Source organism: Pseudomonas sp. BP01, from assembly GCF_022760795.1.
GTDB classification, from domain to species: domain Bacteria; phylum Pseudomonadota; class Gammaproteobacteria; order Pseudomonadales; family Pseudomonadaceae; genus Aquipseudomonas; species Aquipseudomonas putida_Q.
In genome coordinates this window covers 1-26603 of record NZ_JAFBKA010000028.1, presented here as the reverse complement: position 1 = coordinate 26603, position 26603 = coordinate 1, and the positions used below count along the sequence as shown (strand labels likewise).

The following is a 26603-nucleotide window of genomic DNA, read 5'->3' as shown; positions in this document are numbered from 1 at the left end:
CGTAATCAGGTACCCCGAGGCTTGGCCCGCGCCGTGGCCTCGGCCACCAACGGGTCGTCCGGCCAGTAATGCTTGGGGTACCGCCCTTTCAGGTCTTTCTTCACTTCGGCATAGGTCGTGCGCCAGAAGTTGGCCAGGTCCTGGGTCACCTGCACCGGGCGGCGTGCCGGGGACAGCAGGTGCAACTTGACCTGCTGCCGGCCATTGGCGATGCGCGGGGTATCGGCCAGGCCGAACAGTTCTTGCAGGCGCACGGCGAGAATCGGCGGGGTTTCGCTGTAGTCCAGACGAATGTTCGAACCGGACGGCACGGCCAGATGCGCGGGCGCCTGTTCTTCCAGGCGTTGCGGCAGCGGCCAGGGCAGCAGGTTGCGCAGCAGCGACGGCAGGTCCAGCGCGCTGAAGTGGCTGAGGCGGGACACTTTGCCAAGGTAGGGCTGCAACCAGTCTTCCAGGCTGGCAAGCAGCGCCTCGTCACCCAGGTCGGGCCATTCGCTTTGCCCGTCCTTGTCCAGGTCCAGCTGGCGTAACAGTGCCACCCGCGCCTGCCACTGGCGCAGTTCCGGGGTCCATGTCAGCAGGTTGAGGCCTTTGCGCTGTACCAGGCCGAGCAGCGCCTTGGCGCGCGCTTCGTCAGTCAGGCCATTCAGTGGTTCGCGGCTCAGTATCAGCTCACCGACTTTGGTTTGGCGTTCGGCGCGCAGCACCTGCTCGCGCTCGTCCCAGTCCAGTAAATCGACACGCTCGACCTGCTCGGCCAGCACATCATCGAGCAGCGCCGGGTCGAATTCTGCCGCAAGGTAGATACGCTCTTCGCGCTGGCCTTGGCAGCTACCCAGGTCGGCGATTACCAACCACGGGTGCTTCATCAACGCATCGACCTCACCGAACAAGGCTGCACGGCCGTTGGCCAGGCGATACTCGGCGCCCCCTTCACGCCGCTGCTGCGCGACCCGGTCGGGATAGGCCAGCGCCAGCAAGGCGCCAAGCCAGCGCGGATGATCGGGGTCGGCGACGGCGGCCCCGGCCTTGCCGCGCAACAGGCCACGGTACTGACGCGCAAGCTGCCGGGCGCGCTGCACGCCACCCTGGCCGCCACGGCTGGCCTTGCTCTCGCCGCTGACCAGAGCCAGCCGGCTGTGCAGGTCGGCACCGCCGCCACGCTGGATATCCCGCTCACCGAGCAACGCCGCCACTTCACAGGCCATGGCGGCCAACCCCAGGCCCTGACCACGCAGCAACAAATGGGCGATGCGTGGGTGAGCCGGCAGCTCGGCCATGGCCTGGCCGTGCTCGCTGAGGTTGTCGCGGCTGCCCGGTTTGAATGCCCCCAGGCGCGCCAGCAGGTCCTGCGCCTGGGCAAACGCTGCGCTGGGCGGTTGGTCGAGCCAGCGCAACTGATGGGGTGCGACGCCCCAACGCGCCAGTTGCAGGGCCAGGCCTGCCAGGTCGGCCTGGAGGATTTCGGCGCTGCCATGGGCAGCCAGTTGGTCATGCTGGGCTTCGGACCATAGCCGGTAACACACGCCCGGCTCCAGGCGCCCGGCACGGCCGGCGCGCTGGGTGGCGCTGGCGCGGGAGATACGCTGGGTGTCCAGCCGGGTCATGCCACTGCCAGGGTCAAACCGCGGCACCCGCGCCAGCCCTGCGTCGACCACTACGCGCACCCCGTCGATGGTCAGGCTGGTTTCGGCAATGTTGGTGGCCAGCACCACCTTGCGCTGGCCCTTGGGCGCCGGGTCGATGGCCGCACGCTGGGCATTGAGGTCGAGTTCGCCATGCAGCGGGCACAGCAAAATCTCCGGCCGCTCGCCCAGTGCTTCCTGCAGGCTCTGGTGCACCCGGCGGATTTCGGCCTGGCCCGGCAAGAACACCAGCACACTGCCCGTCTGGTCGGCCAGCGCCTGCAGCACGCTGTCCACTACCCGTGGCTCGATGAACTCGCCCGGCTGGAAGGGCCGCCCCCAGCGGATATCGACCGGGTGCATGCGGCCCTCACTGCTGACCACCGGGGCGTCGTCCAGCAGCCGCGACAAGCGCTCCCCTTCCAGGGTTGCCGACATCAGCATGATTTTCAGCGGCGGCTCGTCACGCAGCAACGCGCGGCCGTTGAGGCTCAGCGCCAGGGCCAGGTCGGCATCCAGGCTGCGTTCGTGGAATTCGTCAAATATCAGCAAGCCCACGCCTTCCAGCGCCGGGTCGGCTTGCAGGCGGCGGGTAAGAATGCCTTCGGTCACCACCTCGATACGGGTTTTAGGGCCGACCTTGCTGTCCAGGCGGATACGGTAACCCACCGTTTCACCCACCTGCTCGCCCAGTTCACTGGCCAGCCGTTCGGCTGCCGCCCGCGCCGCCAAGCGCCGCGGTTCGAGCATGAGAATGGTCTGCCCGGCCAGCCACGGCTCGTTCAGCAGTGCCAGCGGCACGCGGGTGGTCTTGCCGGCGCCGGGGGGCGCTTCGAGCACGGCTTCGTCGCGTTTTTCCAGGGCTTGGCGCAAAGCGGGCAACACGGCATCGATCGGTAATGAAATCATGGTGGTCCTCGAACAATCTGGCGAGTATAACGGCGAACCCAGCCTGCTCTATCATGGTCTTAAGCTTCAGGCGCAGGCGCTTCGCTTGCCCTGCTGAATACCTTCTCGGAGATTTACATGCGCATCCCATCCCGCGTCATCGGCGGCGCCCTCATCGCCACCATGCTGACCCAGCTGACGGCCTGCGGTACCATTTTCTACCCGGACCGGCGCGGCCAGATCGGCGGCAAGATCGACCCCGTGGTAGCCGCCATGGACGCCATCGGCATCCTGTTCTACGTGATCCCGGGGCTGATTGCCTTCGGCATCGACTTTGCCACCGGCGCCATCTACTACCCGGGTGGCCGCACCGCCCAGGTCGACCCGGCCAAGCTGCAAGAAGCGGTAAGCCCCGACGGCAAGGTCGACAACCTGAAGTTGCAGGCCATTCTCGAAAGCGAACTGGGCCAGCGTCTGCCGCTGAACGACCCACGGCTGATCCAGCACCGCGGCAGCGTCGAACAGCTGGCCAGCCTGGGCCTGGTGCCGGCAGCCTGAACCCCACACACGGACGTTGACCACGGATGATCACCTCGGCAGAACACCAGCGCCTGCTACGCCTGGCCACCCGCGCTTCACTGGCGGTGGCCAGTATCCTGGTGCTGAGCAAGGCGCTGGCCTGGTGGCTGAGCGGCTCGGTCAGCCTGCTGGCCGGGTTGACCGACTCGGCACTGGATGCTGTTGCCTCGTTTCTCAACCTGCTGGCCGTGCACTACGCCTTGCGACCCGCCGACGACGACCACCGGTTCGGCCATGGTAAAGCCGAAGCCTTGGCCGGCATGGCGCAGGCGCTGTTTATCGGTGTCAGTGCGGTGCTGATCGGTGTGCAAGCGGTTGAACGGCTGCAAGACCCGCAACCCTTGGGTGATACCGGCATCGGCATCGCGGTGATGCTGCTGTCACTTGGGCTGACCGTCGCCTTGCTGAGCCTGCAGCACAAAGTCATCCGCCTGACCGGCTCCACTGCAGTGCGAGCCGACTCCCTGCACTACCGCTCGGACTTGTTGCTCAACAGCAGCATTCTGCTGGCCCTGCTGCTCGCACGCTTCGGCTGGCCGCAGCTGGATGCGCTGTTCGGCCTGGGCATCGCCTTCTACATCCTCTGGAGCGCGTTGCAAATTGCACGCGAAAGTACGGCGATCCTGATGGACAAGGAGCTGCCCGGCGATGTTGGCGAGCACATGACCACTCTGGTTTTGGCCATACCCGGCGTGAAAGGCGTGCATGACCTGCGTACGCGGGTGTCGGGTAACCAATGGTTCGTGCAGTTGCACCTGGAGCTGCCAGGGCAGTTGCCGCTGCATGACGCGCACGGGTTGTGCGTGGAGGCCTCGCGGGTGATCCGCCAGCGTTATCCACAGGCGGATGTGATGGTGCACGCCGACCCGGTATGAATCTGCAAGGGCCCCATCGCCGGCAAGCCAGCTCCCACAGGCGTGCACCGGCCTGAAGGCATGCGCACTACCTGTGGGAGCTGGCTTACCGGCGATAGGGCCGGGACAGACAGCACATCTGGCTCAGTTGATGCTGTAACCCCGCCCACTGAAGCAGGCGCCCAGCGACCGCCGGTAGGTGTCGAGCACATTGGCCGCCGGTGCGTAGGTCGCCGTCGCCGGGTCGAACCCCGACTGGCTCACCGCCCAGCGGTGGCACTGGTAGCGGTCCTGCTCCTGCTGCTGTTGCCCCTGCCCGTTCATCGGGTAAGCCACCACGTCATACCCGCCGTTTGCCGGTGCCACCTGTACAGGCGCAGGGGCACCGACGGGCGGGTTGACCACCACATATTCCTGGCTGGCAGCCAGGTACTGGTAATAGGTGTCGGCCACCAGGAAGAACATCGCCCCACCCAGCCAGACCTCCTGGGCATAGGACGGCAGGTAATTGACCCGCACCCCGTAAGGCGGGGTCACCACGATGTAACTGCCACCATGGGGGCGATACCAGTAGCCACCGGAGTAGAAGTAGTCCGCCCCCCGGTAAGGCACTTTCCAGTAGCGGTCGGGGAAATGATCGACAGTGTGACCCGGTCGATACTGCGGCCCAGGCCCCCAGCCATTGCCGTGGCCATCCGGGCGCCCCTGCCAGTCGCCACCGGGGCGTTGCCCCGGGCCGCCAGCTTCCCATTGATGGTTATCGCCGTGGCGCCGGGGAATGTCCTGGTAGTAACCTTGCCTTGGCGGCTGGGTCTGGCGCACTTCGTCGCGCGAGTTCAGCGAGCGGCCGGGCGTGCCTTCTGCCTGCCCCTGCTGGCCTCGTTCGCCATGCCCTTCACCCGGCCCTTCGGCCAAGGCCCCCAGGCTGATGCTCAAACCCAGCAAACCAACACCTGCCAACGGCCAGATGCGCGACTTCATGGTGTTCCTCTCGGTAGTAAATACGGCAACCACCGCCAGTCTACCGTGACGGCCACGCAGGCCAATTAAATTTCCAGACAGAAAAAAGGGAGGCCCCAGGGCCTCCCTTCTGAAATTGTCGTCCGTGCTCGGCACTTGTGGCGCCGGCTCACCTCACACCGTCTTCTGGAGGGTGTGTAGCCCGGGGGCCTGGCGCATCCTGTTGGATGGTTGGCCGCGACCGCCCGCCTAGAGCGCGTCGCCGTGGACTGATGTCCGGGCAGTGATTCTGTGGATAAAGATACCGGACAGGTTGCGGCAGAGGATTGCGAAGATTGCTCAGATAAATAGCACTTGCGCAATTTTTCACCCTGGATTGATAATTCGCCGCAATACGAACAGAAAAGGGCAAATGCCATGAGCAAACTTGACCGCTACGACCTGAGCATCCTCGCCGAATTGCAGCGCGATGCGCGCATTTCCAACCAGGAACTGGCCGAACGCATTGGCCTGTCGCCTTCGCCATGCTCGCGTCGGGTCAAGCAACTGGAGGACGACGGCTACATCTCGCGCCAGGTGGCCCTGCTCGACCGCAAGAAGCTGGGCCTGAGCCTGACCGCCTACGTGCTGATCGGCATGGACCGCCACACCCCGGAGCGCTTTGAAACCTTCGAAGCGGCCATCCGTATCCTGCCGCAGGTGCTTGAATGCAGCCTGGTCACCGGGATGGATGCCGACTACCAGCTCAAAGTGGTGGTGCCGGACATGGACCATTACCAGAAACTGCTTCTAGGCAGCCTGACCCGTATTGAAGGCGTCACCAGCGTGCGTTCGAGCTTCGTGCTCAACCAGGTGTTGGCCAGCACCGAGCTGCCATTGACCCACCTGCGTTAAACGCCCACGGTAGCCGGCGTATACTCGGCTGCTCAGCCTGCCTGGAGAACACAGATGGATCCCGCCGTATTCGAAGAGTGGATGATGATCATCCTGGTCACCGTGTTGATCGGTTTCATGGGCTTCATCGTCTGGGACCTGGCGAAAAAGTCCAAGGCCGGCAAGTTCGGAACGTTGATCCTGTTCTTCGTGCTGGGGCTGGGGGTGCTGGCCTTTATCATCAAGAGCGTGGTGGTGGGGTTTCTGGAAGGCGTATAAAAAATTTCAGGCCCATTCGCGGGCGTGCCCGCGAACAGGCCCGTGACCTGAACTAAAGCTTGGCAGGGACCTCCCGCCAGCAACCCTGCTCCAGCCCATCCAGCGCCCAGTCACCAATCCGCACCCGCACCAAACGCAAGGTCGGCAGCCCCACCGCCGCCGTCATCCGCCGTACCTGGCGGTTGCGCCCCTCGCGGATCACCAGTTCCAGCCAGCTGGTCGGCACGCTCTTGCGAAAGCGTACCGGCGGGTTGCGTGGCCACAGTTCGGGTTCTTCAAGGCGCCGCGCCTCGGCCGGCAAAGTCAGCCCATCGTTCAGCTCCACGCCATCACGCAAGCGCTGCAACTGCTCGTCGCTCGGTTCCCCTTCCACCTGCACCCAGTAAGTCTTGGCCAGCTTGTGCTTGGGGTCGGCAATACGCGCCTGCAGCGCGCCATCGTTGGTCAGCAACAGCAGGCCTTCACTGTCGCGGTCCAAGCGCCCGGCCGGGTACACGCCCGCGATGTCGATGAAGTCCTTGAGGGTCGCGCGCCCTTCGCCGTCGCTGAACTGGGTCAGCACGTCGAACGGTTTGTTGAACAGGATCAGGCGCGGCTCGGCCGGTGGCGCCTTGGGCTGGCGACGCGGGCCGGCGGCAGGCCGCGCCTGGGGGCGGCGCGGCTTGTTACGGGGTGGCAGTGACATGGATCCTCAGCGGAACGGCGGCTCATCGAAGCTGCGCAGTTTACGCGAGTGCAGCGAGTTGAGCTCGGTGCGCAACAGGTCGAGGGCAGCAATGCCGATCTTCAGGTGCTGGCTGACCGCCCGGTTGTAGAAGGCGTTGGCCGAACCCGGCAGCTTGATCTCGCTGTGCAGCGGCTTGTCGGACACGCACAGCAAGGTGCCGTACGGCACGCGCAAACGATAACCCTGGGCGGCAATGGTGCCGCTTTCCATGTCCACTGCCACTGCGCGCGACAGGTTGATGAGCGGGCGTTCCTGGGCCCATCGCAGCTCCCAGTTGCGGTCGTCGTAAGTCAGCACGGTACCAGTGCGCAGGCGCTTCTTGAGTTGTTCGCCACGCTCGCCGGTGACCTGCGCGGCAGCCTCCTGCAAGGCCATCTGCACTTCGGCCAGGGCTGGAATCGGGATGTTCGGCGGCACCACCCGGTCGAGAATACCGTCACGACGCATGTAGGCGTGGGCCAGCACGTAGTCGCCAATGGTTTGCGACTGTCGCAAGCCGCCGCAGTGGCCGATCATCAGCCAGCAGTGCGGGCGCAGCACGGCCAGGTGGTCGGTGATGTTCTTGGCGTTGGACGGGCCGACACCAATGTTGACCAAGGTCACGCCGTCGCCGTCAGCGGCGATCAGGTGGTAGGCCGGCATCTGGTAACGGTGCCAGATAACGCTGGCGACCAGGGCCTGGGTCTCGCCGTGGTCCATGGCTTTTTCGATCACCACGTTGCCCGGCAGCACCATGCGCACGAAGCGCGGGTCGTCGCGAAGTTGCTCCAGACCGTGGCTGATGAACTGGTCGACATAACGGTGGTAGTTGGTCAGCAGGATCCACGGCTGCACATGACGCCAGTCGCTGCCGGTGTAGTGCACCAGGCGGCGCAGCGAAAAGTCGACGCGCGCGGCGTCGAACAGCGCCAACGGAAAGATTTCGGCACGGTCCCAGTCGTACAGGCCATCGGCGATGTTGTCGGTAGCGGCCGACAGGTCAGTGCTGGGGAACACCCGCGCCAGCTGCGCGGCGGTAATGCCGCTGCCGGCCAGTTCGTCACCCTGGTCGACCACGTAAGGGTACGGAATGTTCTGCTCGCTGATGCCCACCTCTACCGTGACGGTGTAGTCGTGCATCAACGGGCGCAGCTGCTCCAGCAGGTAGCCACGAAACGCGGCTGGCTGGGTGACGGTGACGCTGTAGGTACCGGCCACCTGCACCTTGGCATAGGCCCGCGTGGTGGCGGCGACCTCACCGTGGCTGTAGTAGGTCAGGCGCAATGCCGGGTAGCGGAACAGGTCGCGCTCATCGGCGCCCGGCTCGGTACGGTCCTTCAGGTAACGCTTGAGGGCCTGGCTCAGGGCCCCGGTGGCCTGTTCATGCAGGGCCGCCAGACGGTCGACGGCCTGTTCGGGGGTATCAACGACTACAAAAGCGTGGCTCACACTGTGCTTCCTGTCTGGACATGCATGTGAACCATCTTGCCTGCGTTTCATGGCAATTACATCCCCGGCGGTCAGTACCGGCGTCATCGCCGGCAAGCCAGCTCCCACAAGTACTCCACCGCTATCGAACCTTGTGCATTACCTGTGGCAGCTGGCTTGCCGGCGATGAGCCCTTCAAAGCCACCTCAACTCGGCCAGGCAGGCGTTGCCCTGCTCACCAGTGCCTGCACATCCACACCCCGTGGCAGCGCCCCGTACACTCGTCCACCACCCGTCAGGCGGCTACCGATAAACGCGTCACTGACCACCGCATTGCCCGCCTCCAGCAACAGCTTGGCCTGAAGCGCCAGGGCGATATCCTCGGTCAGCTGCCGCGCGCGGTACTGTATGTCGCCGGTGTCGGCAAATGCCCCCTTGAGGTTGCCGATATACGCCGCCAGCCGCGGATCTCCATGCCCGTCGCCCAATTCGGCGAACAGCGCATCGAGCACGCCCGGCTCCTTGGACAAGGCTCGCAGCACATCCAGGCACTGCACATTCCCAGAGCCTTCCCAGGTCGAATTGACCGGTGCCTCGCGGTACAGCCGTGGCAGGATGCTGTCTTCGACATAACCCGCACCGCCCAGGCATTCGGCGGCCTCGTTGATCATGGCCGGCGCGCGCTTGCAGATCCAGTACTTGCCCACTGCCGTGACCAGCCGGGCGAAATGCGCCTGCTGCGGGTCGTCGAGCTGCTCCAGCGCCTGCCCCATGCGCAGGCTCAGGGCCAGTGCAGCCTCGCTTTCCAAGGCCAGGTCAGCCAGCACGTTCTGCATCAGCGGCTGCTCATTGAGCAACCGCCCGCCAACCTTACGGTGCGCGCAGTGGTGGGCCGCCTGAGTCAACGCCTGACGCATCAGCGCGCTGGAACCGACCATGCAGTCGAAACGGGTCATGGCGACCATCTCGATGATGGTCGGCACACCCCGCCCTTCTTCGCCGATCATCCAGGCCAGCGCACCACGGAACTCCACCTCGCTGGAGGCGTTGGAGCTGTTGCCCAGCTTGTTCTTCAGGCGCTGGATATAAAACTGGTTGCGGTTGTCGTCCGGGCGGTGGCGCGGCAGCAGGAAGCAGCTAAGGCCTTTGTCGGTTTGCGCCAGCGTGAGGAAGGCATCGCACATGGGCGCAGAACAGAACCACTTGTGCCCGACCAGCTCATATGGCTGGCCTGGGCCAGGTGCGCCCACCGGATACGCCCGCGTGGTATTGGCGCGCACATCGGTGCCGCCCTGCTTCTCGGTCATGGCCATGCCCAGGGTAACCCCGGCCTTGTGCCGGTCGCCGACGTTGCGCGGGTCATATTCGCAGGCCAGGATTTTCGGCAGCCAGTACTCGGCCAGTTCGGGCTGAAGGCGTAGCGCCGGCACGGCGGCGAAGGTCATGGTCAGCGGGCAGCCGGTACCGGCTTCGGCCTGGCTGTGCAGGTAAGTCATCGACGCGCGTGCCACATGGGCGCCAGCGCGGGGTTCGGCCCATGGTAAAGAAGGCAGGCCGTGCTCGACGGCGGTGCGCATCAGTTCGTGGTAGGCCGGGTGGAACTCGACCAGGTCGATGCGATGGCCATAGCGGTCGTGGCTGATGAACTCCGGCTTGTGCGCGTTGGCCAGGAAACCTGCCTGCATCAGCGGGCCGCCCGCCAGGGCGCCGTAGGCATCTATCCGCGACTCGGCCCAGCCCGCGCCGAAACGCCGTGACCACTCCTGCAATGGCAGGTCGAGGCGGTACAGGTTGGCGCCGTCGAGGGACGGTGGCTGGTTGGTGACTTCGTGGGTTTCAGCGTACTGGTGCAGGTTCATCGGGGGGCTCCTGGATCCGGGTAGGCTTGAGAGACCCAGTGAAGCACTGCTTGCGGGGGAGTCAAAGGGGCATTAATGACTAAACGTGTGGTGGGGGTGGCGCCTGTCTTGGGAAGGCATCAGGGCTGACAGGTGCTGCACCTGCCACGGCGAGCACCTTTCAGCCTCAACCTAATGCCACGCCTTCAAAGCGAGCGCCGCGTCTGCAGCATGCTCGGGCTCATCTGCACCTGCGAAATCGCCACGTTCAAACTCAACTCGAACCGGCTCCCCAACCCGCGCGTCGATTCATGCGCCAACTTGGCCCCCAGCAACTCCCCCATCTGCCGGCAGATCGACAAGCCAATCCCCAGGCCGCCATACCGCCGGGTCATCGAACCGTCGACCTGGAAGAACCGCTGGTACAGGGTCGACTGCTCCAGGTCATCGAAGCCGATACCGCTATCACTGACGGTAAAGGTCAAGGCCAGGTCGCCCGGCCCCAACCGGCGGCCGCGCACCTGGATCATCACCCCGCCCTGATGGGTAAACTTCAAACCGTTGTCTACCAGGCAGCCCAGGCAATGCGCCAGCTTCCGCCCGTCGCCCAGCAGCCCGTCCGGCAGGTCGGCCGGTATGTCCAGGCTCAGGTACAAGCCTTTGCGCAGGGCCTGCCCGGCATAACCGGCGCGCAAGCCCTGCAGCAGTGCGCGCAGGCTGAACGGCGCCGGCTGCGCGCGCAGGCGGCCTGCCTGCAGCTCGGACAGGGTAAGAATGGCGTCGACCATGTCCATCATGCCTTGCGCCGACCCCACCGCCGTGCGGTGGTACTGGGCCATTTCGGCTTCCATCGGCAGGGTGTGCATCAGCTCCAGCGAGCCGATAACGCCATTCATCGGGGTGCGCAGCTCATGGGTCACGCTGGCCAGAAACTCGTCTTTCAGGCGGTTGCTCCTGGCCAGTTCCAGGTTCAGTTGCTCCAGCGTGCGCCCGGTCTCGCGCAAGGTTCGCGCCTGTTGCTCACGCAGGCTGTTGATCCGGTCGGCCAGCGCCAGCGACAGCAACGCCACCTCCAGCGCAGAACCCAACTGGCTGGCATACATGGTGATGAACACATTTGGCAGGTAGCCCAGCACCATCAAGGTGTTGACCAAGCCTCCAAGCAGAAACGCCGTCCAGGCGATGATGAACCAGCGCGCCACGCGCAAGCCACGCCACCAGGCGTACAAGCCAGCGCTGAAGATGCTAACGGTGAACAGTAAAGCCAGTAGCGTGGCCATGCGCAGGGCAATGCCGTAGGGCATGCTCACCGCCAGCACCATGACCAGCGCACCGCCCAGCATCAGTAGCTGCAGCAGCCGGTCGAAACCACGGCTGATGTTGCCCAGTTGCAGGAAGTGCCGGGCAAACTGGCAGCCGAACAGGCCTGCCGCACCAATGAACAGCGGCGTCGAGGCGTTCGCCCACCAGGGGCTGTCCGGCCAGAAGTAGGCCACGCCCGCACCGTTCACCGACACCTGATACAAACCGAACGAGGCGATATAGAGGATGTAGTAGAGGTAGCTGACGTCGCGCACGCTGAGGTAGATGAACAGGTTGTACACCAGCATCACCAGCAACACACCGTAGATGATCCCCAGCACATACAAGCGCGTAGGCTGCTCCTCCATGTAGGCTTCGGCGGACCATAGCGCCAGCGGCGCCTGCACCGAGCCCTGGCTGTGCAGCCGCAGATAGGCGGTGGTTACCTGCCCAGGCGGCAGTTGCAGTTCGAACAGGTAGCTGTTCTGCCGGATCTGGCGGCTGTCGTAGGGCAAGGCATCGCCGGTGCGCTGGGCCAGGCGAAAGCCACCCTTGCCGTCTGGCAGGTACAGCTCGATGTGGTCCAGCGGCGGATAGGCGAGCTCCAGCAACCATTGCCGTGGGGCAGCGCTGGGCGCGGCCACAGGGCGCAGCTCGACCTTGAGCCAGAAAACCGAGCTGGAGTAACCGGCATTGAGCACGTCTTCGTGGTGGGGGCGGAAGAATTTGGCAAACCCGGGGGCACTGACCTGGGCGATGCTGGCACTGCCATCGAGGTCTTCGTAAACCTGCATGGCCTTGCCCAACGGAAGATGCCGGGTAGCGTCGTCGAAATCGACGGCTCCGGCCAGCACGGGCAGCAAGCCCAGAAGCACAATCAGCAAATAGCGCATACAGCCCCAGCATGGCCTGTCCGGTCGCGTCGCGGTAGCCTCCCATCCGTTTGAGACGACGTGATCCGGCAGAACCCGTTTGTCGAGTTATCCGAGCACTCTAGCATAGCTTCCAAACCTGGCAATCGGTCATGTCAAAAACCAAAGAAAACGCTCTAAATCAATACTTTCAGCAGAGCCACAAACAAATATCTGACCGATCGATCAGTAAATCTCGTTTGTCGGACGATCCGCCCAAACAGGTTTGGTGGTAAGCTCGCCGACCATGAATACCTACAGCTCCCGCCCCGTTGTCCTCTGTCTCTCCGGCCACGACCCCAGTGGCGGCGCCGGCCTGCAGGCAGATATCGAAGCCCTGATCGCCCAAGGCTGTCACGCTGCACCCGCAGTGACCGCCCTGACCGTGCAGGATACCGTCAACGTTTCCGACTTCCGCGTGCTCGACCGCGAGTGGGTACTGGCCCAGGCCAATGCCGTACTGGCCGACTCCACGGTGGCCGCCGTCAAGCTGGGCATGCTCGGCTCGATCGAGATGGTCGACACCGTCGCCGAACTGCTGGCCGCCCACCCGCACCTGCCGCTGGTTTGCGACCCGGTCCTGCGTGCTGGCGGCGGTGGCCGCCTGGGCAAGGACGAAGTGGGCTACGCCGTGCGCGAACGCCTGCTGCCGCTGGCGACCATTGCCACACCAAACCTGCCAGAAGCCCGCATCCTCGCCGAACTGCCCGAAGGCACCGCCGACGAATGTGCCGAAAAGCTGCTGCCGTTCTGTAGACACCTGCTGATCACCGGCGGTCACGGCGACGAAGACGAAATTCACAACCGCCTGTACACCCAGGACGGTCAGCACCACACCTGGACCTGCCAGCGCCTGCCAGGCAGCTATCATGGCTCGGGCTGCACCCTGGCCAGCGCCCTGGCTGGCCGCCTGGCCCTCGGCGAGCAGCTGGAAAGCGCCGTGCGCAGCGCCCTGGACTACACCTGGCGCACCCTGCGTGACGCCGAGCAGCTGGGCCGGGGCCAGTATGTGCCGCGCCGCCTGCCCCTGGACTTCTGCTCCTGATACGAGGCCTTCAATGAAGCTACGCGGTCTGTACGCCATCACCGACAGCCAGCTGCTCGCTGGCCGTTTCCTGTCCCATGTCGAGGCGGCACTGGAAGGCGGCGTGTGCCTGCTGCAGTACCGCGACAAAAGTGACGACGCGGCGCGCCGCCTGCGTGAAGCCGAAGGGCTGATGAAGCTCTGCGAGCGCTACGGCACCCAGCTGCTCATCAACGATGACGCCGAACTGGCCGCGCGCCTGGGCGTCGGCGTACACCTGGGCCAGACTGACGGCCCGCTGACCCCGGCCCGCGCCCTGCTCGGCCGCCGGGCGATCATCGGCTCCACCTGCCACGCCAGCCTCGAGCTGGCCGCCCAGGCAGCCAGCGAAGGTGCCAGCTACGTCGCCTTTGGCCGCTTCTTCAATTCCGTTACCAAGCCGGGCGCGTCCGCCGCCAACGTCGAACTGCTGGAGCAGGCGCGTGCCCAGGTGAAACTGCCGATTGCCGTAATCGGCGGCATCACCCTCGACAACGCCGCCCCGCTGGTCGCCCACGGCGCCGACCTGCTGGCGGTGATCCATGGCCTGTTCGGTGCCGACAGCGCGCAAGAAGTCACCCGCCGCGCCCGCGCCTTCAACGCCTTGTTCGCATCCTGATTTCGAGAGAACCTTTCATGTCCCGTTCCGAAGACCTGTTCGCCAAAGCCCAGAAGCACATCCCAGGCGGCGTCAACTCGCCGGTCCGCGCCTTCAAGAGCGTTGGCGGCACGCCACTGTTCTTCAAGCATGCCGAAGGCGCATATGTCGTTGACGAGGACGACAAGCGCTACGTCGACTACGTCGGCTCCTGGGGCCCGATGATCCTCGGCCACGGCCACCCGGACGTACTGGACTCGGTACGCAAGCAGCTGGAGCACGGCCTGTCCTACGGCGCACCCACCGCCATGGAAACCGACATGGCCGACCTGGTCTGCTCGCTGGTGCCGTCCATGGAGATGGTCCGCATGGTCAGCTCGGGCACCGAAGCCACCATGAGCGCCATTCGCCTGGCCCGTGGCTACACCGGCCGTGACGCCATCATCAAGTTCGAAGGCTGCTACCACGGCCACTCCGACAGCCTGCTGGTAAAAGCCGGTTCCGGCCTGCTGACCCAGGGCGTGCCAAGCTCGGCCGGCGTGCCGGCAGACTTCGCCAAGCACACCCTGACCCTGCCGTTCAACGACATCGCCGCGGTCGAGAAAACCTTGGCAGACGTCGGCCAGACTGTGGCCTGCATCATCGTCGAGCCCGTGGCCGGCAACATGAACTGCGTCCCACCGGCGCCGGGCTTCCTTGAAGGCCTGCGCGAGCAGTGCGACAAACACGGCGTGGTGCTGATCTTCGACGAAGTGATGACCGGCTTCCGCGTCTCGCTGGGCGGGGCCCAGGGCCACTACGGCATCAAGCCGGACCTGTCCACCTTCGGCAAGATCGTCGGTGGTGGCATGCCGGTCGGCTGCTTCGGCGGCAAACGCGAAATCATGGGCTGCATCGCCCCACTCGGCCCGGTCTACCAGGCCGGCACCCTGTCGGGCAACCCACTGGCCATGGCCGCCGGCCTCACTACTCTGAAGCTGATCAGCCGCCCGGGCTTCCACGCCGAGCTGACCGACTACACCAGCCGCATGCTCGATGGCCTGCAACAACGTGCCGATGCTGCTGGCATACCGTTCGTCACCACCCAGGCGGGTGCCATGTTCGGCCTGTACTTCAGCGGCGCCGACGACATCGTCACCTTCGAAGACGTGATGAGCAGCGATGCCGAGCGCTTCAAGCGCTTCTTCCATTTGATGCTGGATGGCGGCGTGTACCTGGCACCCAGCGCGTTCGAGGCGGGCTTCACCTCCATCGCCCATGGCGACAAGGAGCTGCAGATCACCCTGGATGCGGCTGAAAAGGCCTTTGCCGCCCTGAAATAAGCAGCTACTCCCCTTTGTGGGAGCGGCCTTGTGTCGCGATAGGGCCGCAAAGCGGCCCCAGCAATTGATGCATTTCTGCTGGAATTCTGGGGCTGCTGCGCAGCCCTATCGCGACACAAGGCCGCTCCCACAGAGGCCGGTACAGGCAATAATTACGCATGCGCAATCAGCTGACTTCCCCAACCAAGCAGAAATTCGAGTAAAACTTTGTAAGGTTGGCGCTGCTTATCCCATAATGTGCCACCAGAGACATTGGCCGCAGCTTTGCAGAGGTAAGTCGATCCCCATGAACCGCACCGGCCGCGCCCTGACCCTGGGCTGCCTGTTGCTTCTTCAGCCCCTGCTGGCCTTGGCGGAGGGCGGTAACTCGTTGCTTATTCCGGCGACGGGCCGCTGCACCTTGAATGTTCAGCCTGAAGACCTGGCAAACGCCCTCAAGGCCTGCGAGCAGACGGCAACTGCGGGGGATGCCCAGGCACAATTCGAACTGGGCGAGTACTACTACACGCAAACCCCGAAAAACCTCGACAAAGCCCTGGACTGGTTCCAGAAGGCTTCGCTGCAAGGCCAGGCCGACGCCCAGTACCGCCTGGGTGCCATGTTCTTCCATGGCGAAGGGGTCAAGGCCAACAACGTGCAGGCCTACATCCTGCTGAAGATGGCCGCGGTCAACGGTGCCGAAGATGCATTGGACATGGCCGACGAAGTCACCGAGCAAATGCCCCGCGACGAGCTGGAGCATGCCACCCAGGTGCTCGGCCAGATCTTCCGCAAATACCTGCTGGAACTGCAAAACGCCGAAGGGCGCACGCCGTTCTCGCCGCTCCCCTGAGGGTTACTTTTCCGGCATTGGCATCGGGAACGGCATCACATTGCCGCCACCCTTGGCTTCGCTGATCTTTGCCGTGCCCAGCCGCTCGACTTCGTCGATTCGCACGATCGAGTGCATTGGCACGAAACTGCGGATTACCCCCTCGAACTGGCTCTTGAGCTTCTCCTCGCTCGGGTCCACCACCAGTTGCGAGCGCTCGCCGAACACGAACTCCTCGATTTCCAGAAAGCCCCACAGGTCGCTTTGATAGATCTGCTTGGCATACATCTCGAAGACCTGCCCCTGGTTGAGGAAGATCACTTTATAGATGGCAGGTTCGCGTTTGCTCATGTCTGGTGGAATAACACATGCGTAAGAAAAGGGGCGCATCATAGCAGACAGGTCTGCAGATCTGCGCCTGCTGCACCGGCCTCATCGCCGGCAAGCCAGCTCCCACAGGTCCTGGGCAAGCCTGAGGCCTGTGCAGTACCTGTGGGAGCTGGCTTGCCGGCGACAGGGCCAGAACAGGCAGTACATACCGTTGAACGTTTCAGTGCTTTCGCCACTGGCATTCAAGGGTTATTCTTGAGTTCACACCCATTGCCGTCGAGCGGCTAAAAACGACCTTGAACGCACCCATAGAACCCCATCGTTTCATCCTCGAGCCCTTCGAGGCCCACCGTTTCGCCAACTTGTGCGGGCAGTTCGACGAGCACTTGCGCCTGATCGAACAGCGCCTGGCCATCGAAATCCGCAACCGCGGCAATCAGTTCGAACTGATCGGCGAACCCAAGACCACCTCTGCGGCCGAACAGTTGCTGCGCCGTCTCTACCGCGAGACCAAGGCCACCGACCTGTCGCCCGAAACCGTGCACCTGTACCTGCAGGAGTCGGCTGTCGAGAACATCGACAACCCGGCGGTCAACGAGGTCAGCGTGTCGCTGCGTACGCGCAAGGGCAACATTCGCCCGCGCGGGCTCAACCAGCAGCGCTACGTGAAGGAAATCTTGGCCAACGACATCAACTTCGGCATTGGCCCGGCCGGTACCGGCAAGACCTACCTCGCCGTAGCTTGCGCCGTGGACGCGCTTGAGCGCGAACAGGTGCGCCGCATCCTGCTGGTGCGCCCGGCGGTGGAGGCAGGCGAAAAGCTTGGTTTCCTGCCCGGCGACCTCGCGCAGAAGATCGACCCGTACCTGCGCCCGCTGTACGACGCCCTTTACGAAATGCTCGGCTTCGAACACGTGGCCAAGCTGATCGAGCGCCAGGTGATCGAGATCGCCCCGCTGGCCTACATGCGTGGCCGCACCCTGAACAACAGCTTCATCATCCTCGACGAAAGCCAGAACACCACGCTGGAACAGATGAAAATGTTCCTCACCCGCATCGGCTTCGGCTCCACCGCGGTGATCACCGGCGACATCACCCAGGTCGACCTGCCACGTGGCACCAAGTCGGGCCTGGCACACGTCATCGAGGTGCTGAAGGACGTTCCGGGCATCAGCTTTACCCACTTCCAACCCAAAGATGTGGTTCGTCACCCACTGGTGCAGCGCATTGTAGAAGCCTACGACCGCTTCGAAGCCCGCCAGGCCAAGCCCGAGGCGCCCGGCAAAGATGCTTGAACTTGATATCCAACGGGCCACGGACGCTGCCGCCCCGGATGACGCCGCCTTCCGCCGCTGGTGCGAACTGGCCCTGCGCCAGCGCAGCGCCGACTCGGAAATGACCATTCGCCTGGTCGACGAAACCGAAGGCCGAGAGCTGAATCACACCTACCGGCATAAAGACTACGCGACCAATGTGCTGTCGTTCCCGGCCGATGTGCCCGATGACCTGCTCGATATCCCGCTGCTGGGCGACCTGGTGATCTGTGTCGCGGTGGTCGAGCGCGAAGCGGCCGAACAAGGCAAGTCGCTGGAGGCCCACTGGGCGCACCTGGTCATCCACGGTTGCCTGCACCTGCTCGGCTACGACCACATCGATGATGAGGAAGCCGAAGAAATGGAAAGCCTGGAACGGGAATTGCTGGCAGAACTGGGTCACCCCGACCCGTACGCCGACGATGAAACCGACTCAATCACACACTGAAACACGAAGGATCACGAGAACCGCCATGAGCGAAGATCGATCGAGCAACGGGCAAAAGTCCTGGCTGGGCAAACTGACCCAGGCTTTTGCCCATGAGCCGAAAAACCGCCAGGAGCTCCTTGAGCTGCTGCGCGAAGCCCATCAGAACAAATTGCTGGACAGCGAAGCGCTGACCATCGTCGAAGGCGCCATCCAGGTCGCCGACCTGCAGGTGCGCGACATCATGGTGCCGCGCTCGCAGATGAACAGCATCAAGGCCGGCCAGTCGCCGCGCGAGTTTCTGCCAGCGGTGATAGACGCCGCGCACTCGCGCTACCCGGTGATCGGCGAAAGCCACGACGATGTGCTCGGGGTCTTGCTCGCCAAAGACCTGCTGCCGCTGATCCTCAAGGAGAACGGCGACAGCTTCAACATCAAGGACCTGCTGCGCCCGGCCACCTTCGTGCCCGAGTCCAAGCGCCTGAACGTGTTGCTGCGCGAGTTCCGCGCCAACCATAACCACATGGCCATCGTCATCGACGAATATGGCGGTGTGGCGGGCCTGGTCACCATCGAAGACGTGCTGGAGCAGATTGTCGGCGATATCGAGGACGAGCACGACGTCGAGGAAGACAGCTACATCAAGCCGCTGCCAAGCGGTGACTTCCTGGTCAAGGCGCTTACCCCGATCGAGAACTTCAACGAGTTCTTCGACAGCGAGTTCTCCGATGACGAGTTCGACACGGTTGGCGGGCTGGTGATGAGCGCCTTTGGCCACCTGCCCAAGCGCAACGAAACCACCGAGATCGGGTCTTACAAGTTCCGTATTCTCAACGCCGACAGCCGGCGGATACACTTGCTGCGCCTGACCCCGATCACCCGTTAAGGACAAACATGCGTTGGATCACCCGCCCCGGCTGGCCCGGTAACCTGCTGGCCCTGGCGGCCGGTGCCTCCACCCTTCTGGCCCTGGCGCCGTTCGACATCTGGCCGCTGGCCATATTGTCCATCGCCGTGCTCTACCTTGGCCTGCGTGAGCTAACCCCGCGCCAGGCCATGTGGCGGGGCTGGTGGTTCGGTTTCGGCCTGTATGGCGCCGGCACCTGGTGGATCTACGTCAGCATGAACACCTACGGCGGCGCCTCGCCGCTGCTGGCGATCCTGCTGCTACTGGCGTTCTTCGCCGCCCTGGCCTGGTTCTTTGCCCTGCCCACCTGGCTATGGGCACGCTGGCTGAGGCGCAATGAAGCGCCACTGGCCGACGCGTTGTGCTTCGCCGCCCTGTGGCTGCTGCAAGAGGCCTTCCGCGGCTGGTTCCTGACCGGTTTCCCCTGGCTCTACGCTGGCTACAGCCAGCTGGACGGCCCACTGGCCGGCCTGGCACCGCTGGGCGGCGTGTGGCTGGTCTCCTTCGCCCTGGCGCTGACGGCGGCCCTGTTGTGCAACCTGCACCGCCTGCGCGCCCGCCCGTCGTTCCTGGCCGTGGCCTGCCTGCTGTTGCTGGCCCCGTGGGCACTGGGCCTGGCGCTCAAGGGCCATGCCTGGACCAAACCGGCAGGCGACCCGCTGAAAGTGGCCGCCATTCAGGGCAACGTCGAGCAGGACCTGAAATGGGACCCGGCGCACATCGACGCGCAACTGGCGCTGTACCGTGACCTGAGTTTCAGCTCCAAACCTGTGGACCTGCTGATCTGGCCAGAAACCGCAGTGCCGGTGCTCAAGGACCAGGCACAGGGCTACATCGACGTGATGGGCCGCTTCGCCGCCGAGCGTCATTCGGCGCTGATCACTGGCGTGCCGGTACGTGAAGTGGTGCATCACCAGCGCCGCTACTACAACGGCATCACCGTCACCGGTGAAGGCGATGGCACCTACCTCAAGCAGAAGCTGGTGCCGTTTGGCGAGTACGTGCCGTTGCAGGACATGCTGCGGGGCATGATCGAGTTCTTCAACCTGCCCATGTCCGACTTCGCCCGCGGGCCTGAAGACCAGCCGCTGCTGCAGGCCAAGGGCTATCAGATTGCGCCGTACATCTGCTACGAAGTGGTTTACCCCGAGTTTGCCGCAGGCCTGGCCGCGCGCAGCGATCTGCTGCTGACCATCAGCAACGACACCTGGTTCGGCAAATCGATCGGCCCCTTGCAGCACCTGCAGATGGCGCAGATGCGCGCACTGGAAGCCGGCCGCTGGATGATCCGCGCCACCAACAACGGCGTGACCGCGCTGATCGACCCGTTTGGCCGCATTACCACGCAGGTGCCGCAGTTCCAGCAGGCGGTGCTGTATGGCGAAGTGGTGCCGATGGAGCAATTGACGCCATACCTGAAATGGCGCTCGTGGCCGCTGGCGATTGTCTGTGTGCTGCTGCTGGGCTGGGCGTTGCTGGCAGGCCGCATAGCCAAAACTGTCTGATGATGCTGCCTGTACCGGCCTATTCGCGGGCTTGCCCGCTCCCACAGGTACCGCACACGCCTCGAAGGCTGCGCTAATTCTGTGGGAGCGGGCAAGCCCGCGAAGAGGCCAGCACAGGTAGCACAAGTTTCAATAGAACACCCGATACCCCACCAGCCCCACCACCTCATTCAGCAACTGCCCGCTTTGCCACATCGCCCGGCTCTCGGGCAGCAGCCCGGCAAACGGCCGCGCATGATCGCGCCCCAGGAACCCCACCGGTGCCGGCACCACCTCGAACCCGGCCTGTTCAAAGCTCCAGCGCGAGCGCTGCATGTGCCAGGCCTGGGTCACAACCACCACGCTGCGAATCCCCAACGGCTGCAGCACCTTGGCCGTGAGCTGGGCATTTTCCCAGGTCGTGCGGCTGACCTCTTCGCGCCATTTCACCTCGACTGCAAAGTCTTCACGCAAGCGATCAGCCATCAACCGCGCCTCGCTCGGCGGGGTGCCATAGTGCAGCCCACCACTGGTCAGCACCGGCAACCCCGATGCTTTGGCCAGCTGCGCGGCAAAGCGCAGGCGCTCCAGCGCCGTGGCCGTGGGCTGGTCGCTACCGCCCCAGGCAGGGTCGCCGCGCTCACGCCCCGCACCCAGCACCACAATCGCATCCGCCCGGCTCGCCAGGCTGGCCCAGTCGCTCACGGCCAACGGCGGCTCGCTTTCCAGCATGCGGGCGGTTTCCTGCACCACCAGCGGCAGGCTCATCAGCCACAGGCCACCCAGCCCCACGGCAAAGCACAGGGCCGCCAACCGTGGCCGCCGCGCACGCAGCCACCAGGCCGCGAGCAGCAGCAGGAACAGGATGCCCGGCGGCATCAGCCATTGTTTGATGAAGAATCGGATCGGCATCGGCCACACCTCCCTGGCAGGCGTGCAGCCTAAAAGGATCGGCGCCGGTCAACAAGGGTTCGACCGGCGCCAATCATGAGCTGTGTGATATTGAAGAACCGGCGCGCGATGGCCTGCGGCTGGCATCCTGAACGGCTAGCGATGTGGCAGCGTCCTGGATCTCGCCGTATTGGCGGGGCGTTTCTTGTCCTTGAGCCAGATGATCTTGGCCGATGTCGGCTCCGCTTGTGGGTAACTGCCGGCACAGGCACTTTGGCGCTCCGGGAGGGCATCCAGGTAGGCCTTGATCACTTCGAACTCGGCATGGCTCAGGCCGCGCAATTCCAGCTCGGCTGGCATCTCGTCACGCAATCGCACCGAGGTCCTGGCCGCTTCCAGCGCCAGGCCAAGCCGGTCGATCAGGCGCTCGTAAAGCTCCGGCTTGATTGCGGGTAGCTGCGTCTCTCCCATCCGTTCACCTCATTGAAGATAAAGAATATCTCCCCCCACACCTGAGCTTAGCGGCGCAATGAAAAGCAGCAGCCTGCCGCGACCAGCGGGCATTCGCAACGAAGGTTTCCCACGATACGCAACGCTGCTGTATGCTACGGCGTTCACTCTAAACGACACCGGAGTACCGGTTGCAGCGAGGTTCCGCTGCCTGGAACAAGGTCTCTTCTCTCTCAGCCAAAAGTAGCCATGCACGAACAATACACGCCCCGTGATATCGAAGCCGCCGCCCAGAATTTCTGGGACGAGCAACAATCGTTCGCTGTTACCGAACAGCCAGGCAAAGACACCTACTATTGCCTATCGATGTTCCCGTACCCGAGCGGCAAGCTACACATGGGCCACGTGCGCAACTACACCATCGGTGACGTGATTGCCCGCTACCAGCGCATGCTGGGCAAAAACGTTCTGCAGCCGATGGGCTGGGACGCCTTCGGCATGCCCGCGGAAAACGCGGCGATGAAAAACAACGTCGCCCCGGCCAAGTGGACATACGAAAACATCGACTACATGAAGACCCAGCTCAAGAGCCTGGGCCTAGCCATCGACTGGGCACGTGAAGTCACCACCTGCAAGCCCGACTACTACCGTTGGGAGCAGTGGCTGTTCACCCGCCTGTTCGAGAAAGGCATCATCTACCGCAAGAACGGCACCGTGAACTGGGACCCGGCGGACCAGACCGTACTGGCCAACGAGCAGGTCATCGACGGCCGTGGCTGGCGTTCGGGCGCGCTGATCGAAAAGCGCGAAATCCCGATGTACTACTTCCGCATCACCGACTACGCCGACGAGCTGCTGGAAAGCCTCGACGAGTTGCCGGGCTGGCCTGAACAGGTCAAGACCATGCAGCGCAACTGGATCGGCAAGTCGCGCGGCATGGAAGTGCAGTTCCCGTACGACCAGGCCAGCATCGGCCACGAAGGCACCCTCAAGGTCTTCACCACCCGCCCGGACACGCTGATGGGCGCGACCTACGTCGCCGTTGCCGCCGAGCACCCGCTGGCCACCCAGGCTGCCCAGGGCAACCCGGCGCTGCAGGCGTTCATCGACGAGTGCAAGAGCGGCAGCGTTGCCGAGGCCGACATGGCGACCCAGGAGAAGAAGGGCATGGCCACTTCCCTGCTGGTCGAGCACCCGCTGACCGGCGAGAAGCTGCCAGTATGGGTCGCCAACTATGTGCTGATGCACTACGGCGATGGCGCCGTGATGGCCGTACCTGCCCACGACGAGCGCGACTTCGAGTTCGCCCACAAGTACAAGCTGCCGGTCAAGGCCGTGGTACGCACCAGCGCTGGCGATGAAGTCGGCAGCGAGTGGCAGGCCGCCTATGGCGAGCACGGCCAGCTGATCAACTCCGCCGAGTACGACGGCCTGGACTTCGCCGGTGCTTTCGACGCCATCGAAGCCGCCCTGATCCGCAAGGACCTCGGCAAGTCGCGTACCCAGTTCCGCCTGCGCGACTGGGGCATCAGCCGTCAGCGCTACTGGGGCTGCCCGATCCCGATCATCCATTGCCCGTCCTGCGGCGACGTACCGGTGCCGGAAGACCAGCTGCCGGTCACCCTGCCGGAGAACGTGGTACCGGACGGCGCCGGCTCGCCACTGGCGCGCATGCCAGAATTCTACGAATGCACCTGCCCGAAATGCGGCACTGCGGCCAAGCGCGAAACCGACACCATGGACACTTTCGTCGAATCGTCCTGGTACTTCGCGCGCTATGCCTCGCCGAACTACGACAAGGGCCTGGTCGACCCGAAAGCCGCCAACCACTGGCTGCCGGTAGACCAGTACATCGGTGGTATCGAACACGCGATCCTGCACCTGCTGTACGCGCGCTTCTTCCACAAGCTGATGCGCGACGAAGGCCTGGTCACCTCGAACGAGCCGTTCAAGAACCTGCTGACCCAGGGCATGGTAGTCGCCGAAACTTACTACCGCGTGGCCAGCAATGGCGGCAAGGACTGGTTCAACCCGGCCGATGTCGAGATCGAGCGCGATGCCAAGGCCAAGATCATCGGTGCCCGGCTGAAGACCGACGGCCTGCCGGTGGAAATCGGCGGCACCGAGAAGATGTCGAAGTCGAAAAATAACGGCGTCGACCCGCAATCGATGATCGAAGCCTACGGCGCCGACACCTGCCGCCTGTTCATGATGTTCGCCTCGCCGCCCGACATGAGCCTGGAATGGTCCGACTCCGGCGTCGAAGGTGCCAGCCGCTTCTTGCGCCGTGTCTGGCGCCTGGCACAGGCCCACGTCAGCCAAGGCCTGCCGGGCAAGCTGGATATCGCCGCCCTGGACGATGCGCAGAAGGTCATCCGCCGTGCCATCCACGCCGCCATCAAGCAGGCCAGCAACGATGTAGGCCAGTTCCACAAGTTCAATACCGCCATCGCCCAGGTGATGACCGTGATGAACGTACTGGAAAAGGCCCCGCAGGCCAGCGAACAGGACCGTGCCCTGCTGCACGAAGGCCTGGAAGCCGTCACCCTGCTGCTGGCACCGATCACTCCGCACATTTCCCACGCGCTGTGGCAGCACCTCGGCCACGCCGGGTCGGTGATCGATGCCGCCTGGCCGAGCGTCGACGAACAGGCACTGGTGCAGGACACCGTTACCCTGGTGGTTCAGGTCAACGGTAAACTGCGCGGCCAGGTCGAGATGCCTGCCGCGGCCAGCCGCGAAGAAGTCGAAGCCGCCGCCCGCAGCAACGAGAATGTCCTGCGCTTCATCGATGGCCTGACCATCCGCAAGGTCATCGTGGTACCGGGCAAGCTGGTCAACATCGTCGCCAACTGATGAAAACGCCCACCCGCAGTGGCTGCGGGTGGGCGGAACAGGCCCACAAGGGAGCAACAACATGATCAAACGCAATTTGCTGGTAATCGGCCTGGCGGTCATGCTCAGCGCCTGCGGTTTCCAGCTGCGCGGCACCGGCTCCACCGAGCTGAGTGTGAAGGAAATGGACGTCAGCGCACGCAATGCCTACGGCCCGACCGTGGTCGAGCTGCGCGAGGTACTCAAGCGCAGCGGTGTCAACGTACATGCCGGCGCACCTTACCGCCTGGTGCTGACCAACGAGCAGGAGCGCGAGCGCTCGGCAACCTACAACAGCGGCAACCGTACCGCCGAGTACGAGCTGACCACAGAGCTGAACTACAGCATCCAGGGCCTGAACAACCTGGAGCTGCTGAGCGACAAGCTGCAAGTGCGCAAGGTCTACGTGCGTGACGCTTCGAACATCACCGGTTCAGAACAGGAAGCCACCCGCGCCCGCGCAGAAATGCGCCGCGACCTGGTCAACGCCATGGTCGTCCGCCTGCAGATGCTGAGCCCTTCCCAGCTGGACGAGCTGCAACGCAAAGCCGACGAACGCGCCAAGGCCGAAGCCGACGCGCTGGAGGCCGCCCGCCGTCAGCAGGCCGAAACGCCTCAGCAGTCGCCACTGGAAGTACCGGGCAACTAAGCCCGCGTGGGGCACCCTCGGGTGCCCCACCTGTTTCCCATGAAACTCGCCCCCGCCCAACTCAACAAGCACCTTCAAGGCGCCCTTGCACCGGTCTACGTGGTCAGCGGCGACGACCCGCTGCTGTGCCAGGAAGCCGCTGACGCCATCCGCAACGCGGCACGTCAGCAAGGTTTTGACGAACGCCAGGTATTCAGTGCCGACGCCAACTTCGACTGGGGTACCCTGCTCCAGGCTGGCGCCAGCCTGTCGCTTTTCGCCCAGCGCCGCCTGCTGGAACTGCGCCTGCCCTCGGGCAAGCCCGGTGACATGGGCGCCGCCGCACTGATGGAATACTGCGCCAACCCCGCCGAAGACACCTTGCTGCTGGTCAGCCTGCCCAAGCTCGACGGCAGCGCGCAGAAGACCAAGTGGGGCAAGGCCTTGATCGAAGGTGCGCACTGCCAGTTCATCCAGATCTGGCCGGTGGATGTGCACCAGTTGCCACAGTGGATCAACCAGCGGCTGCAGCAAGCCGGCCTGTCAGCGCAACGTGACGCTGTCGACCTGATCGCTGCGCGCGTGGAAGGCAACCTGCTGGCCGCCGCGCAGGAAATCGAAAAGCTCAAGCTGCTCGCCGACGGCAACCAGATCACCGTGGAAACCGTGCAGGCCGCCGTCGCCGACAGCGCCCGCTTCGATGTCTTCGGCCTGGTCGACGCCATTCTCAACGGCGAAGCTGCGCATGCCCTGCGCATGCTCGAAGGCTTGCGGGGTGAAGGTGTAGAACCACCCGTGATCCTCTGGGCCCTGGCCCGCGAGCTGCGCCAACTGGCTGGGCTGGCCCAACAGTTCAGCCAGGGGGTGCCGCTGGAAAAGGCCTTCAGCCAGGCCCGCCCGCCGATCTGGGACAAACGCCGACCGCTGGTCAGCAAAGCCCTGCAACGCTTGTCGGCACAACGCTGGGCGCAGTTGCTGCAGGATGCCCAGCGTATCGATGCGCAGATCAAGGGCCAGGCCGAGGGCTCGCCCTGGACGGGGCTTGCGCGCTTGTCGCTGTTGATGGCGGGCCAGCGCCTTACCCTCCCCCCCGAGTAACCAGGGCCACTGTGGGAGCGGGCGTGCCCGCGAATCAGGCGACGCGGTGGATGGCAACGGCTTCGCCGGTGTTCGCGGGCACGCCCGCTCCCACAGGGATGCTATGCCCAGGATCCTGACCATAAACACAATCAATTGGCCCCACCCCGCACCAAGCCCTACAG

The 26603-nt window shown here is 64.2% G+C and carries 24 protein-coding genes; 15 read left to right on the top strand and 9 right to left on the bottom strand.

Features of this window, described 5'->3' with window-relative positions; genetic code table 11:
- Window positions 1–5: 5 nt before the first annotated feature.
- On the bottom strand, window positions 6–2534 hold the full coding sequence (gene hrpB / locus JOY50_RS21795) for an ATP-dependent helicase HrpB (RefSeq protein ID WP_243055813.1): 2529 nt from the start codon (window positions 2532–2534) through the stop codon (window positions 6–8).
- A gap of 117 nt (window positions 2535–2651) precedes the next feature.
- Here hrpB and JOY50_RS21790 point away from each other — a divergent pair, with 117 nt between their 5' ends.
- Together JOY50_RS21790 and JOY50_RS21785 are read left to right on the top strand one after the other, a co-directional pair.
- Window positions 2652–3071, top strand: a complete 420-nt coding sequence (locus tag JOY50_RS21790) for a polyribonucleotide nucleotidyltransferase (RefSeq protein WP_132844223.1) — start codon at window positions 2652–2654, stop codon at window positions 3069–3071.
- Between the two features lie 26 nt (window positions 3072–3097).
- The gene (locus tag JOY50_RS21785; protein ID WP_019471730.1) at window positions 3098–3967 is read left to right on the top strand and encodes a cation diffusion facilitator family transporter; all 870 of its coding nucleotides are present in this window, start codon (window positions 3098–3100) and stop codon (window positions 3965–3967) included.
- A 123-nt stretch (window positions 3968–4090) separates the two neighbouring features.
- Here the strand turns inward: JOY50_RS21785 and JOY50_RS21780 are convergent, their stop codons facing one another.
- On the bottom strand, window positions 4091–4927 hold the full coding sequence (locus JOY50_RS21780) for a DUF6515 family protein (RefSeq protein WP_243055812.1): 837 nt from the start codon (window positions 4925–4927) through the stop codon (window positions 4091–4093).
- A gap of 396 nt (window positions 4928–5323) precedes the next feature.
- On the opposite strand from JOY50_RS21780, the gene JOY50_RS21775 reads away from it, so the two are divergent.
- Together JOY50_RS21775 and JOY50_RS21770 are read left to right on the top strand one after the other, a co-directional pair.
- Window positions 5324–5800, top strand: coding sequence for an Lrp/AsnC family transcriptional regulator (locus tag JOY50_RS21775; RefSeq protein ID WP_016501780.1), 477 nt, complete (start codon window positions 5324–5326; stop codon window positions 5798–5800).
- 54 nt (window positions 5801–5854) lie between these two features.
- Window positions 5855–6058, top strand: a complete 204-nt coding sequence (locus JOY50_RS21770; RefSeq protein ID WP_003249787.1) for a DUF2788 domain-containing protein — start codon at window positions 5855–5857, stop codon at window positions 6056–6058.
- A 52-nt stretch (window positions 6059–6110) separates the two neighbouring features.
- On the opposite strand, the gene JOY50_RS21765 is transcribed toward JOY50_RS21770, so the two are convergent.
- From JOY50_RS21765 to JOY50_RS21750, 4 genes are all read right to left on the bottom strand, one after another.
- Window positions 6111–6743, bottom strand: a complete 633-nt coding sequence (locus JOY50_RS21765) for a pseudouridine synthase (RefSeq protein ID WP_132844217.1) — start codon at window positions 6741–6743, stop codon at window positions 6111–6113.
- Between the two features lie 6 nt (window positions 6744–6749).
- A complete protein-coding gene (gene amn, locus JOY50_RS21760; protein ID WP_259375049.1) occupies window positions 6750–8264 on the bottom strand; it encodes an AMP nucleosidase in 1515 nt (504 codons plus the stop codon).
- Between the two features lie 134 nt (window positions 8265–8398).
- On the bottom strand, window positions 8399–10051 hold the full coding sequence (locus tag JOY50_RS21755; RefSeq protein ID WP_132844214.1) for an acyl-CoA dehydrogenase family protein: 1653 nt from the start codon (window positions 10049–10051) through the stop codon (window positions 8399–8401).
- Between the two features lie 185 nt (window positions 10052–10236).
- Window positions 10237–12225, bottom strand: a complete 1989-nt coding sequence (locus JOY50_RS21750) for a hybrid sensor histidine kinase/response regulator (RefSeq protein WP_243055810.1) — start codon at window positions 12223–12225, stop codon at window positions 10237–10239.
- Window positions 12226–12490: 265 nt separating this feature from the next.
- Between JOY50_RS21750 and JOY50_RS21745 the strand changes: the two genes are divergently transcribed.
- The 4 genes from JOY50_RS21745 (at window position 12491) to JOY50_RS21730 (ending at window position 16058) form a co-directional block, all read left to right on the top strand.
- Window positions 12491–13288, top strand: coding sequence for a hydroxymethylpyrimidine/phosphomethylpyrimidine kinase (locus JOY50_RS21745; RefSeq protein ID WP_132844205.1), 798 nt, complete (start codon window positions 12491–12493; stop codon window positions 13286–13288).
- 13 nt (window positions 13289–13301) lie between these two features.
- Window positions 13302–13925 carry a thiamine phosphate synthase gene (thiE, locus tag JOY50_RS21740; RefSeq protein ID WP_132844202.1) on the top strand — a complete coding sequence of 208 codons (624 nt, stop codon included), beginning with the start codon at window positions 13302–13304 and terminating at the stop codon, window positions 13923–13925.
- 17 nt (window positions 13926–13942) lie between these two features.
- Window positions 13943–15226, top strand: a complete 1284-nt coding sequence (hemL, locus tag JOY50_RS21735; RefSeq protein WP_019471719.1) for a glutamate-1-semialdehyde 2,1-aminomutase — start codon at window positions 13943–13945, stop codon at window positions 15224–15226.
- A 286-nt stretch (window positions 15227–15512) separates the two neighbouring features.
- A complete protein-coding gene (locus JOY50_RS21730; protein WP_016489345.1) occupies window positions 15513–16058 on the top strand; it encodes a tetratricopeptide repeat protein in 546 nt (181 codons plus the stop codon).
- Window positions 16059–16061: 3 nt separating this feature from the next.
- On the opposite strand, the gene JOY50_RS21725 is transcribed toward JOY50_RS21730, so the two are convergent.
- Window positions 16062–16388, bottom strand: coding sequence for a DUF1820 family protein (locus JOY50_RS21725; protein WP_016489346.1), 327 nt, complete (start codon window positions 16386–16388; stop codon window positions 16062–16064).
- 275 nt (window positions 16389–16663) lie between these two features.
- Here JOY50_RS21725 and JOY50_RS21720 point away from each other — a divergent pair, with 275 nt between their 5' ends.
- Genes JOY50_RS21720 through lnt form a run of 4 tightly spaced genes read left to right on the top strand, consistent with a single transcriptional unit; the run spans window position 16664 to window position 20519 of the window.
- Complete coding sequence (locus JOY50_RS21720; protein ID WP_016712170.1) at window positions 16664–17662, top strand: PhoH family protein; 999 nt, start codon at window positions 16664–16666, stop codon at window positions 17660–17662.
- Entirely contained in the window at window positions 17655–18128 is a 474-nt protein-coding gene (ybeY, locus tag JOY50_RS21715) for an rRNA maturation RNase YbeY (RefSeq protein ID WP_132844200.1), read from the top strand. The genes JOY50_RS21720 and ybeY overlap by 8 nt, the downstream gene beginning before the upstream one ends.
- A gap of 25 nt (window positions 18129–18153) precedes the next feature.
- Window positions 18154–18993 carry an HlyC/CorC family transporter gene (locus JOY50_RS21710; protein ID WP_019471721.1) on the top strand — a complete coding sequence of 280 codons (840 nt, stop codon included), beginning with the start codon at window positions 18154–18156 and terminating at the stop codon, window positions 18991–18993.
- Between the two features lie 8 nt (window positions 18994–19001).
- Window positions 19002–20519 carry an apolipoprotein N-acyltransferase gene (gene lnt / locus JOY50_RS21705; RefSeq protein ID WP_243055809.1) on the top strand — a complete coding sequence of 506 codons (1518 nt, stop codon included), beginning with the start codon at window positions 19002–19004 and terminating at the stop codon, window positions 20517–20519.
- A gap of 129 nt (window positions 20520–20648) precedes the next feature.
- On the opposite strand, the gene JOY50_RS21700 is transcribed toward lnt, so the two are convergent.
- Window positions 20649–21410 carry a YdcF family protein gene (locus JOY50_RS21700; RefSeq protein ID WP_132844195.1) on the bottom strand — a complete coding sequence of 254 codons (762 nt, stop codon included), beginning with the start codon at window positions 21408–21410 and terminating at the stop codon, window positions 20649–20651.
- 135 nt (window positions 21411–21545) lie between these two features.
- A complete protein-coding gene (locus JOY50_RS21695; protein WP_019471724.1) occupies window positions 21546–21860 on the bottom strand; it encodes a hypothetical protein in 315 nt (104 codons plus the stop codon).
- 228 nt (window positions 21861–22088) lie between these two features.
- Here JOY50_RS21695 and leuS point away from each other — a divergent pair, with 228 nt between their 5' ends.
- From leuS to holA, 3 genes are all read left to right on the top strand, one after another.
- Window positions 22089–24695, top strand: a complete 2607-nt coding sequence (leuS, locus tag JOY50_RS21690) for a leucine--tRNA ligase (protein ID WP_132844193.1) — start codon at window positions 22089–22091, stop codon at window positions 24693–24695.
- Between the two features lie 61 nt (window positions 24696–24756).
- Window positions 24757–25362 carry an LPS assembly lipoprotein LptE gene (gene lptE, locus JOY50_RS21685; protein ID WP_019471726.1) on the top strand — a complete coding sequence of 202 codons (606 nt, stop codon included), beginning with the start codon at window positions 24757–24759 and terminating at the stop codon, window positions 25360–25362.
- 39 nt (window positions 25363–25401) lie between these two features.
- Window positions 25402–26439 (top strand): DNA polymerase III subunit delta, encoded by a 1038-nt coding sequence (gene holA, locus JOY50_RS21680; RefSeq protein WP_243055807.1) that lies wholly within the window; start codon window positions 25402–25404, stop codon window positions 26437–26439.
- Window positions 26440–26603 lie beyond the last annotated feature (164 nt).